9 protein-coding genes are annotated in these 11,287 nt (G+C 42.5%); 1 reads left to right on the top strand and 8 read right to left on the bottom strand.

Annotated features, from left to right (window positions below; genetic code table 11):
* Nucleotides 1-47 precede the first annotated feature (47 nt).
* From IPL35_00545 to IPL35_00525, 5 genes are all read right to left on the bottom strand, one after another.
* Nucleotides 48-1,007, bottom strand: a complete 960-nt coding sequence (locus tag IPL35_00545; GenBank protein ID MBK8441977.1) for a metallophosphoesterase — start codon at nucleotides 1,005-1,007, stop codon at nucleotides 48-50.
* Between the two features lie 20 nt (nucleotides 1,008-1,027).
* Nucleotides 1,028-1,297, bottom strand: coding sequence for a hypothetical protein (locus tag IPL35_00540; protein MBK8441976.1), 270 nt, complete (start codon nucleotides 1,295-1,297; stop codon nucleotides 1,028-1,030).
* Between the two features lie 417 nt (nucleotides 1,298-1,714).
* On the bottom strand, nucleotides 1,715-3,346 hold the full coding sequence (locus IPL35_00535) for a T9SS C-terminal target domain-containing protein (GenBank protein MBK8441975.1): 1,632 nt from the start codon (nucleotides 3,344-3,346) through the stop codon (nucleotides 1,715-1,717).
* 44 nt (nucleotides 3,347-3,390) lie between these two features.
* Entirely contained in the window at nucleotides 3,391-3,711 is a 321-nt protein-coding gene (locus tag IPL35_00530) for a hypothetical protein (protein ID MBK8441974.1), read from the bottom strand.
* A gap of 24 nt (nucleotides 3,712-3,735) precedes the next feature.
* The gene (locus IPL35_00525) at nucleotides 3,736-5,061 is read right to left on the bottom strand and encodes a phosphatidylserine/phosphatidylglycerophosphate/cardiolipin synthase family protein (GenBank protein MBK8441973.1); all 1,326 of its coding nucleotides are present in this window, start codon (nucleotides 5,059-5,061) and stop codon (nucleotides 3,736-3,738) included.
* Between the two features lie 263 nt (nucleotides 5,062-5,324).
* Between IPL35_00525 and IPL35_00520 the strand changes: the two genes are divergently transcribed.
* On the top strand, nucleotides 5,325-7,697 hold the full coding sequence (locus tag IPL35_00520; protein ID MBK8441972.1) for a YfhO family protein: 2,373 nt from the start codon (nucleotides 5,325-5,327) through the stop codon (nucleotides 7,695-7,697).
* A gap of 89 nt (nucleotides 7,698-7,786) precedes the next feature.
* Here the strand turns inward: IPL35_00520 and IPL35_00515 are convergent, their stop codons facing one another.
* The 3 genes from IPL35_00515 to IPL35_00505 all read right to left on the bottom strand — a co-directional run bounded on the left by IPL35_00515 (nucleotide 7,787) and on the right by IPL35_00505 (nucleotide 11,278).
* Nucleotides 7,787-9,076, bottom strand: coding sequence for a DUF2851 family protein (locus IPL35_00515; GenBank protein ID MBK8441971.1), 1,290 nt, complete (start codon nucleotides 9,074-9,076; stop codon nucleotides 7,787-7,789).
* A 27-nt stretch (nucleotides 9,077-9,103) separates the two neighbouring features.
* Entirely contained in the window at nucleotides 9,104-10,399 is a 1,296-nt protein-coding gene (gene hemL, locus IPL35_00510) for a glutamate-1-semialdehyde 2,1-aminomutase (protein MBK8441970.1), read from the bottom strand.
* Between the two features lie 168 nt (nucleotides 10,400-10,567).
* A complete protein-coding gene (locus tag IPL35_00505) occupies nucleotides 10,568-11,278 on the bottom strand; it encodes a T9SS type A sorting domain-containing protein (GenBank protein ID MBK8441969.1) in 711 nt (236 codons plus the stop codon).
* Nucleotides 11,279-11,287: the final 9 nt, after the last annotated feature.

Raw genomic sequence — 11,287 nt, 5'->3', positions numbered from 1 at the left:
GGCTCTCTTTATAAACAAAGAAAGAACCTTGTTCATCGCATTGTCGATTATGCTGTTTTTGTATCGCCTTTTTCTAAGGTAATGACGGTGATTTCCGGCATCACGCCCACACGACCTTTATAGCCCAACACACCAAAACCCCTGTTTACATACAAATACTGCTTGCCTTCCTGATATAAGCCCGCCCATTGTTTATACACATATTGCGCCGGACTCCACCGCAGCGAACCTATTTCTATACCGAATTGCATACCGTGAGTATGCCCCGAAAGAGTAAGGTCAATGTCGGGTTTTTGGGTGCGCACTTCTCCGTCCCAGTGGGTGGGGTCGTGCGACAATAAAATTTTCACATCGGCATCGCCGCAGCCTGTACAAGCACGATTAAGGTCGCCGTATTTCGGAAAATAAGGTTTGCTGCTCCAGTTTTCTACCCCGATAACCGCCAATTTGCTGCCTTCTTTTTCAATGGTTTCGAACTCATTGAGGAGCAATCGCCAGCCCATTTTTTTGTGCAAATCTTTGATGTTGCTCTGGTTTTGTATTTTTTCCGAAGTAGATGCCCAACGCACATAATCGCCGTAGTCGTGGTTGCCGAGCGAAGAAAAAATACCGTGTTTGGATTTTATTTCTTTAAAAATATTTATCCATTGGCTGTCCATTTCGTCTGCTTTGGCATTCACGAGGTCGCCCGTAAACATCACCACATCGGCTTCTTGTGCATTGATGAGGTCAATGCCGCGTTTTACTTTGTCGCGGTCGCTCAGGCTGCCGATGTGTATGTCGGAAATTTGCAAAATTTTAAAGCCTTTAAAAGCATCAGGCAGGTTGGGCAGGGCGATGTTTACATTACGAACTTTATAGTTGTAAGTATTGCGCAACATACCGTGTAAAAAAGTGGCTGCCGGAAATATTCCGGCGATAATAGCTAATTGATTCACGAAAGTAGCCCGCGAAGCCCAGCGGGTTGGGTGTTGTTGTCGTTGATAATAAGAAACTATCCAGCGCACTATGCGTGTGCCGTCTTCTATTAATAAAAATAAAAAATAACGATTTTAGCCAGCACTATCATTAAAATAGCAGGAGCTATTATATTGCGAAACCAAGGCGTATGACGCGAAATATAGCCCATCTCCATCGCTACCATAATACCGATGATGAATAAACTGATGATTATAAACAAAATGCGTATGGTATATTTCAGTGCAGGAGAAGACGCAAGTGTGGCTGTGCGAAAAGCGTTGTAGATATAAAGATCAAATAAAAATACTCCGATAATAGTAAGAAAAAGCTGTATCACAGGTCTTGTTTTTTTACAATCAATTTTTATTACAACAACAACAAGATATTGCCGAATATAGTTGAGCAATTCGCTCGGTTTTTAACTAATACCATTAAAATATCTATTTGGCATAGTTATTTTACTAATTCAATTCCATTTAAAGTGGCTTATATTAGCAATAATATCAGCCACATCATTACAAAATAGAAGATTTTACACACTGTGTCATTTAGATATTTATTTGGTATAAAATTTACTTATTGTATATTTGTACGGCAACTTATACCAAATAAATATCTAAATGACATAGTGTATAAAGGCTGCTATTCTGTAATGATGTGGGCTGATATTGTTGCTAATATCAGCCAATACAAATGAAAATTGAGTCTGTAAAACAACTATGCCAAATAGCTATTTTAATGGTATTACCTTATATTAAGGAATTACAATTATTCTTTGCTCAATGATAAGGTTGCCGCTTTCAAGGCGCACATCATAGATGCCTCCTTTATCCAAATTATCAATTTTAAAACTCAGGGAGTGTTCGCCTTTATTTTTTTCTCTGAAATTGCTTTGATGAAGTGGTTTTTTTGTTGCATCGCTGATATAAATATCAAGCGGTGCGGTTTCGGGCATTTGGAAAGTGATTTGTAATAATTTTTTATCCAATAGCGGCAATATTTGCAGCTGAAAGGGGTGTGTGCTGTGTGTATTGAGCCTGTGTGCTCCCAAAATATCGTTTTTCAAAACATAAACTTTATACCATTGAGTGCTGGCGGTGCTGTGCTCGCCTTCATTATCCCAAAAAATATTACCTGCAGTGCTGTTGATACCGCCATATAAATAGCCGATTAAATTCACTTTTTCGCGGAGTTGGTGCAATTTGATAACGCCATTGTTGTATTGAGGCACTTGCGGGGCAGGCAAAAATTCGGCGGCAGCCCCCAAAAGCGCAGGCATTTTATTGGGTAGCAGATATTCTTGCAAGGTGCCGTCTTCGGCGTAGGCGATGCGGGCAATGCTGCGCACAAAAGGAACATTATAGTCGTGTATCAGCACGCCGCTGCTGTCGTAGTATTCGGCAATGCCGCCAAACAAGAGGCTGTGCGAAATTTGGGTACTGCTGTCGTAGAGCGAAGTGGTAGCGCAATGATAGTGATTGTAGTGCTGTAAAAAATTTTCCTGTTGTCGGTAGCCGGTGCTGTCGATATAAACGGCGGTTAGAAAAGGGACATCGGCTTGTTTTTGAAAAACACCCGAAAACGCAAGGAGGCTCTCTTGGTTATGATGAATTTGCGGCACTAAATTGTAGTCGCGGCGGTGCAGTATGAGGCTATCGTTCCATTCGGGCAGGTGTTTGATAAAAATAAAACTGCCATCATCTCGTAAAGTGAAGCGGCGCACGGCATTGGTATATTCCTGCACAAAACCTGGTCCGTGGTCGGGTCCCATCGGATTATAGCGACCCATAAATTTTTGTCCGCCCACCAAATAATACACCTCATCAATTTTTCTTAAACGACCGCCTGTTACGGCAAAGTTGTCGTCTGTCATTTGGCGAAAATGCGACTGAATCGGTTTTTTTTGAATAATGGCGTTTATCAGTGCAGGTACATCAACGGCGGTGAGGCGGTTGTGAGTAACGTGGTCATCGGCGGTGGGGCTGTAGCCGTAGCCTCCGATGAGGTACAGATAGTTTCCTTCCTGATAAAATTCCATATTGGTGGAGCTTAATTGCTCGCGCAACGAAGCCGACAGTCCGTCCAAAGAAACCGACCATTTTTCGCGGGTAGCAGGATTTACCACAAAAATTTGCGTGTTATGCCCCGCTACATCAAAAGTTGCAAAAGGCTGTCGGCGGTGCAATCCGTCCAAGCGACCTCCGACAATCAAGTACTTATCCTCGTGCTGCCCGAAAGCAAAGGATTGCAAGCCTCCTAATTCGGGAATTTGAAGCGGCTCCAATACAATACTGAAAGGCGTGGAAACGGAATTTTGAGCAAAGGTTTGAAAATAAGCAGAGATAAAAAACAGAAAGAAAAACAAATAAATCCGCGAACTGAACATATTCTATAAAATTTAAAACAGAAAAATATCTACACAACAGGCTCTTAATCAACCATAAAATTGATAAACATATCCGTGAGCACTCCTATAAATGATAATACCAACCCGATAATAAAAATCGTCAATGAAAAACTGTAATAAATTTCTCCTTTCTCACGCGGATAATCAAAGCGCAACAAGCGATACAAGGTGGTAATTAAACAACCCACACCCAACAAAATACAGATTGCCACGAAATAGGCATAAGAGTCGGGTAGGGGGCTTTCGGTTTTTACCCAAGTGGCGGCAAAGTTGAGAATAAACCCTAAAATAATACCCGTAGCAGTGACCAAAGGTTGCCGAAAAGATTGTATTTTATCTTCCATGTAGGTGATAGGTTCATAAAAAAATTAAAGCACAGGGCGCAACAATAAAGAAAGTGTGTAGCGATTGAGCGCGGTACGAAAGCGGTATTTAAAAGGAATATTTCGTTTTTGTGCGGGACGATTGTTGGGTAAAATTTGTACGGCATTGCTCAAATTGTGCTGCATTACGCGCTGGTGTTCTTTGGCGATGTCCGGCTCAAAAGCAACGGCTGCCACTTCGGTGTTCCAACGGTCGGAAACGGCATGCACGTTATAGCTGCTGATAACGGAAATGCTGTCGTCTATGATAAACGTTTTCATGTGTACCATCTTTGGTCCTTTATATTCCCACAATTCCAAGCCCATATTTAGTAGGCGGCGGCGCATATTCAAGTACACGCCCTGCATCAGCAATATATCATTGGTTGCCGCCGAATTGGTGAGTACCCTTATATGTACGCCTCTTTCAGTGGCGGCTTTGAGGGCTTTGCGCCAACGTCTGCCCGGTGCAAAATAAGGATTTTCTATACAAATAGACTTTTGCGCCCTACTTACCAAATACAAGAGAGAATCTGATACAGCACCGTCTTTTTTTGCAAAATATTTATTGACATTATTGAGTGAGTTGAAATAAAAATCAATTTGAGAACTGCTGTATTCTTGTGGGTTTTCCCAATAAGAGAGTTGGTTTTGAGCATCGGTAAGCGTGCCAATTGCTTGCAATTTTTCGCGGGCTTCTTGTATTTGTTGTTGTATGTTGTTCCGATAGGTGTCGTCAATGGGGCGGCGGCGGTTGAAACTGCTCACGCGGTTATTGTTCCACATAGCATAAAAATGTGTTTGTGCCGCGCTCGTTATTTGGGCATTGCGTATATATACATCGCAATCTACAAAGTTGCGCTCATCTAAGGAATAATAAGCATTTTTGATATTTCTGCCTCCGGTTATCAGATGTGTTTGGTCGGTAAGAAATATTTTATCGTGCAGACGGTTGGTAAAAGTAGAAATATAAGGCAGTTTCCCGCGATTGTAAATACACACTTCTATTTGGTGTTCGTATAAAAACTGCGCCATTTCCTGTGTAAAACGTTTATTTCCGTCTATCAGCATTTTAACTTTAACCCCGCGTGCTGCTGCTTCTAACAGTGCCTCCATCACTACCAAACCTACATAGTCGGGTTCAAAGATATAATACGACAATAAAATTTCTTTTTCGGCGTGAGCTATCAAATCCAAACGACAGCGTAAAGCATCTTTTTCTTCATTTAAAATATGATAAATACCATTTCCTTCGCTACGACACCATTGGGGTAGCAGCAGGGGTAGCAGCAGTAAGCAAATACTGATATTTTTTCTGAAATGTAAATTCACTTTTACCAGGGGGCTTTTTAGAAAAGAAAAGAAAAATAACCCGCAAAATTACGCTTATCTTGATTTATTTTTTATAAAAAATCATTTATAATCTCACAACCTATTGATAATTATATATTTATACAATTTAACTTCTATCTGACATTGCTATTTTTAATGACTTTTTTAAAAAAAACCTTACTTTTGATGCTATTATTTTAATTTTTCTTTATTTTTTTGATTATACCATGCGTTTTTCTATAAAAAACCTTTTACCGCATTTAGTGGCAGTAGGCATTTTATTGTTGTTGTGCGCTGTTTATTTTTATCCGATGCTGGGCGGCAAAGTTCTCGAACAGCACGATACGGTGTCGGCGTTGGGCTGGCAGGCAGAAACAAAAGCATTTTATGAAAAAGATGGAAAAGCCCCTTTGTGGAGCAATGGTATGTTTTCGGGAATGCCCACCTATCAAACCTGGGGGCATCATTTCGGCAACTGGTTTGTACCGCTTTACCGCATTTTTACGGGCTACTACGCCGGTGTGAGTAATCCTTTGGGTACGGTGCTGCTGTGTATGCTGAGTATGTACATTTTGTTGTCGGTGTTGGGAGCGCGGCGTTGGTGGAGTTTGGCAGGGGCGGCAGTGTTTGGTTTATCTACCATCAATGCTATTTTGATAGATGCCGGACATATCAATAAAATTATTGCTTTGGGCTTTGTTCCGGCATTTATGGCGGGGCTGATACTCATTTATAGAGGAAAATACGCTTGGGGCGCATTGCTGACAGCAGTGTCGTTTTGCTGCGAAATTATCGCCAATCACTATCAAATTACCTTGTATTTGCTGCTGCTTACGCTTGTTTTCGGGGTGTCGGAGTTGATACAGGCAGCTCGCTTGGGGCGGTTTTTAGAATTTTTGCGCGCTACGGCGGTGGCTTTTCTTGCTGTTGTTATCGGTTTAGCTCCCAATATTGGCTCTTTGCTCACCAACTACGAATATGCCGAAGCTACCATTCGCGGCAAAGCTATTCTGAGCAAAGCAGAGGTAGGGCAGGAAGCAGGAACAAGTGGTTTGGATAAAGAATATGCCTATCACTGGAGCTATGGCGTAGGCGAAAGTATCAATTTACTCATTCCCAATGCTTATGGCGGTTCTTCTACCGAAAATATAGGCGAAAATTCGGCTACTTACAAAGCCATCAAACAACAAAATCCGCAGCAGGCACGGTCATTTGTAAAGCAAGCCCCTACTTATTGGGGCGAACAACCCGGTGTGTCAGGTCCTTTTTACTTCGGAGCAATTGTGTTGTTTTTGGCAGTTTTGGGTGTTATCGTTTCTCGCCATTACAGCAAATGGTGGTTGCTGGCGGGTATGCTCTTATTTGTGATGATAGCGTGGGGTAAAAATTTTGCCGCTTTTAATTATTTCTTATTTGACCATTTTCCTACTTTCAACAAATTCCGCGCTTTTACTTCCTCCTTGTCTATGGCGCATTTGTGTGCAGTAGCTTTGGCGGCTTTGGCTTTGCGCGAACTTTTTTATACCGCCGATGACCATAAACAATTAGCGAAAAAAACGCTCTATGTCGGCGGTGCAATGGCTGCCTTTTGTTTGTTGCTGGCTTTATTAGGCGGTGCTGTTTTTGATTTTTCGGGGGCTACCGATGCCAATTTTAAACAATACGCTTGGTTATTACAAGCTCTTGAAGAAGACCGCGCCGCTATGTTGCGCAACGATGCCTTGCGCTCGGCAGTGCTGATAGCTTTGTCGGCGGGTGCTTTGTGGTTGTATTTAAAAGGAAAAATGCGCAGCGATTATGTAATAGCTGCAGTAGTTGTGTTGATGCTGGGCGATATGTGGCAGGTGAGCAAACGCTACCAAAATGCCGATGATTTCAAAAGTGCCAAAAAATCGGAAGTGCGCCCCACTGCCGCCGATGAACAAATTATGAAAGACAAAGCCTTATCGTACCGTGTACTCGACCTCACAAGCAGTCCTTTTAATGATTCGCGTGGTGCTAATTTTCACAAACTTATCGGGGGTTATCACGCCGCCAAGTTGCGCCGCTATCAGGATATTATAGAAGAACATATTTCACAAAATAATCAGTCGGTGCTGAATATGCTCAATACGAAGTATATCATCACACAAGACGGAAAAATAGTGCCTAATCCGGCGGCAGCAGGCAATGCGTGGTTGGTAGGCAGCTACGAAATAGTGCCCGATGCCGATACAGAAATCAGCCGTTTGAAAGACTTTAATCCGCAGGAAAAAGCCTTTATTCACAAAGAATTTGAAGCGCAACTGGCAGGTTTAAATTTACAAAAAGACAGCACCGGCAGCGTTGCCCTCACACAATATCACCCCGACCGACTCACTTATCAATTCAAAGCCAACAGCGAACAATTGGTGTTGTTTTCGGAGATGTGGTATGATAAAGGCTGGAAAGCATATATAGATGATAAAGAAACGCCGCTGATTCGTGCCAATTATGTGCTGCGTGCTTTGCGCGTACCCGCAGGCGAGCATCGCATTGAGTTAAAGTTTGAGCCGGAAAATGTAGCCAAAGGCACGATGTATGCCACGGTGGGGTCGGTGTTTTTGTTGCTCCTGATTTTGGGTACTGCCGTACAACTTTGGCGAGAGAAGGTGTAGGTGGTAAATAATTTTAAGGGGTATAAAATTTGAGTCTGTAATTTAAACTGTACTAAAACTGATTTTTGTTCATCTTCGCAAAGAATACTTTACCCCTTTAATAATTGCGCGCCGATGATACACTCCAAACAACGTTTGGTATCGCAATAGTGCTTGCGCAATTGCAACAGTGCCTGACTTTGATGAGCATCGGCGGCTTTCCAGCCCAAAGCTGCCCAATCGCTGATAATACTGTTTTTTTCGGCGGGCAAAGCTGTCAGATAATTCAGGGCTTTATCCTCTAAATGGTCTTGTGCCTGTATGCGTCCATATACAAAAATCGCCGGAACAACGGTATTGATGAGCAAAGTATTCAAAAACTGTTCGCCTATTTGGTGGGTGGAGGCTTTGATGCTTTTTCTTATCATATAATGCGTATCCCAATACACCGAAGGTTTACTTTTTAGTAGAGATTTAAGGCTTTTTAGGTCGGGGGCGGCTATTATTTTTGAAAAAAGCCCTTCATTTTTTTGTAAAATAGCCGCTAACTGCGCCAAACGAAGGGTAGGAAAATGGGCAGGGCGCAAACGCAGAAATTTCCATTGCGATACCGCAATTGGCTGTAATTGATGTTTGTGTTGTAAAAAAAGATAATGCTCGCGCAGGTGCAACGCATAGGTGTCGTCGGGTGGTACCGTTTCTAAAAAACCGCTTTGCCCCAGCAATAAGGCTTCAGCACTGTGAGGTTGATGTGCCTCTTTGCGCAGCACCAGCAAAGGCAAAGAACGAGCCACTTGTTCAAAAACATCGCTGTTGAGTGGCGCACCGAAAGCTCTTGCCAATGCCCAATAAAAAGCACTTTCCCAATCATTATCCAAATAGCTCAAATACGACTGAAAAAGGGCGGTTTTTTGCTCTAAACGCTCCGCCAGCAAACGGTCGAGCCAAAAAGAAAGGCGCAAAATATCGTTTTTCGGAAAAATAGCTGCACAAGGAACAGGTTGTGTGGGGGCGTGTTGCAAAAGACGATACCGCTCTACCACCGAAAGAGGCAAATACGATTTGAGTTCTAAGGTGGGTATGCAAGTGCCATCGGTTCGGTGCAGGGGCGGCGCATCGTTTTCGTACACCACGTGCAAAATCACCGAATCGTAGGCGCAGTCGTTTTGATGTCGGTGTTGCAGCCAGTGAGAGGCTTTGGTATGAATTTCCACGTTGCCTGCCCAGAGTGTATCTCCGATTTTGATATGTGCATTGAAAAAATCAGGACCTGCGTGGTTGTGTTTGGTTCCGGTTTGTAATATTGTAATACTTTCACCCTCACTGCTGCACAAGTTTTTTTCGGCAATATCATACAAACGATATTGCCAAATGTGCGACAGCAATGCTTCATTTATCATTTTTTCTGCAATTAATAAATTATTTTTTTACGAAGAAAATACAATATCCAAACAGTCGCACAGCACTTGTGCCGCCGTTTGTAATACATCGTAGCTGTGTGCCTGCGAAACAAAACCGACCTCGTAGCCCGAAGGACCTAAATAAATACCACGCTCCAATAACAAAGGATACAAACGCTTGAAATACACCATTTTATCAGCATCAATGGAGTGGGCATCAGCAATATGGTCGGCGGAAGTGAAGGCAATCCAAAAAATAGAATCTATATGAAATAAATGAGCCGGATAGCCTTTTTGACGGCAATGTGTGTTGATTATATCGCAGAAAAATGCCGTTTTTTTGTGCAATTCTTCGTAAAATCCTTCTTGTAAGCAGGCTTGCAATTGTGCCCAACCCGCCGCCATTGCCACCGGATTGCCCGACAAAGTGCCTGCCTGATATACTGCACCTTCGGGAGCGATGAGTTTCATAATATCGGCTCTGCCACCGAAAGCTCCCACAGGCATACCGCCGCCGATGATTTTACCGAAGGTGAGTAGGTCGGGGGTGATATTATAGTGGGCGGCTGCTCCTTCAAAGCCCACACGAAACCCTGAAATTACTTCGTCAAAAATCAAGAGGCTGCCGTATTGCGTACACAAGCGGCGTAGGGCTTGCAGAAAGGTTTTGTCTTGCAGCAATAAGCCATTATTGGCAGGTATAGGTTCTATCAAAATAGCGGCTATTTCGTTACCGATGCGTTGCATTGTTTGCTCCAAAGCGTCGAGGTCGTTGAGGGGTAGCACAATAGTTTGTGCTGCAAATACTTCAGGCACACCCGCCGATGACGACTCGCCGAAAGTCACCAGTCCTGAGCCGGCTTTTACCATCAGATAATCCACATGTCCGTGATAGCAACCTTCAAATTTAATGATTTTATCGCGTTGGGTGAAGCCTCTTGCCAGCCGCACTGCACTCATCACCGCCTCTGTACCCGAACTCACAAAACGCACTCGCTCCACGCAACGATGATGTGTGACGAGCAACTCCGCCAATGCTACTTCGTAAGGATTTACCGTTCCGAAAGTTGTTCCTTTGCTGAGGGCTTCCTGGATTTTTTCCATTACCTGCGGCGGGCGATGCCCTAAAATAAGCGGTCCCCACGAGCAGCAGAAATCAATATAGCGGTTGCCGTCCACATCGTGCATATAACAGCCTTCGCCGCGCTCCATGTAAACAGGCGTGCCGCCCACCGACTTGAAGGCGCGTACCGGCGAATTAACACCGCCGGGCATCAGTTGTTTGGCTCTTTGAAATAATTGTTCGGATTGGGTGATATTCATAAATTTTATTAATTAAATAATCGGGTACAAAAAAACGATTAATTTTTTAAGGTACAAAAAAAACGGCGGACTTTAAAAAAAGTCCGCCGTTTTTATAAATTTAAATGTAAAAATATTTATATCTGTTTAGATTTTTTAGATGAGAGGAAAATAAAGAATGATTACAGATTAATCCACTTTTGAAAAACGTTTAGTTCCTAAAACTCTGCCATTGCGATCTACAATATTTACCAAATACATACCTTCGGAGAGATCGTAAGCGGGGTATTGGAACACATCGCTGAGGTTTTGCGGATAAATTACATCAATTTTTTTACCCACTAAACTATAAATTTCAATAGCGTTGATTTCATCAAAATCATAGCCGCTAAATTCCAAATTTAAAGTAAAAGTAACCGGATTTGGGAAAATACGAAAATCTTTACGTGTACTTATTACCGTGTTAAAACCAGTAGCATCTGCACACATATTGAAAATAATTATATCATTGATGTCGGGATTTACAGCATTTTTTACTTTCAATTCTATTATTGCACAGCCTTCTGTAGGTGCACCGCTGACAATTTGTACACCCATTTTCATTTTTGCTTTTGACCCGCCATTAAGTTGGAATTGATTGGAACTCACTTGTGATAAATAACACAAGTTGGGGTCACAAATTTGAACTTCCCAACCGTTAGGCATATTAATAATGGTACGTTCCCATACTACATTTATCTTACCCGTAGAGGAGTTAAGTACCTCTACTTCAGGCGAAAAAGTGAGCGAAGTGCTGGGCATAAAACCCACATTAATCGGACCTTCCTCTATAAACTGCAGACTTTGCGCTTTTACCGCTATACTTAGTAATAAAATCGCTAAAAAGTATATTTTCCTCATAAATAAAAC

The organism is Sphingobacteriales bacterium (assembly GCA_016711285.1).
GTDB lineage: Bacteria > Bacteroidota > Bacteroidia > Chitinophagales > UBA2359 > JADJTG01.
This window is presented reverse-complemented; position numbering and strand designations above follow the sequence as displayed.

Coding starts and splice junctions, on each gene's coding strand:
- IPL35_00505 (MBK8441969.1), bottom strand. CDS start 11,278: ATGAGGAAAATATACTTTTTAGCGATTTTATTACTAAGTATAGCGGTA.
- IPL35_00535 (MBK8441975.1), bottom strand. CDS start 3,346: ATGTTCAGTTCGCGGATTTATTTGTTTTTCTTTCTGTTTTTTATCTCT.
- IPL35_00515 (MBK8441971.1), bottom strand. CDS start 9,076: ATGATAAATGAAGCATTGCTGTCGCACATTTGGCAATATCGTTTGTAT.
- IPL35_00530 (MBK8441974.1), bottom strand. CDS start 3,711: ATGGAAGATAAAATACAATCTTTTCGGCAACCTTTGGTCACTGCTACG.
- hemL (MBK8441970.1), bottom strand. CDS start 10,399: ATGAATATCACCCAATCCGAACAATTATTTCAAAGAGCCAAACAACTG.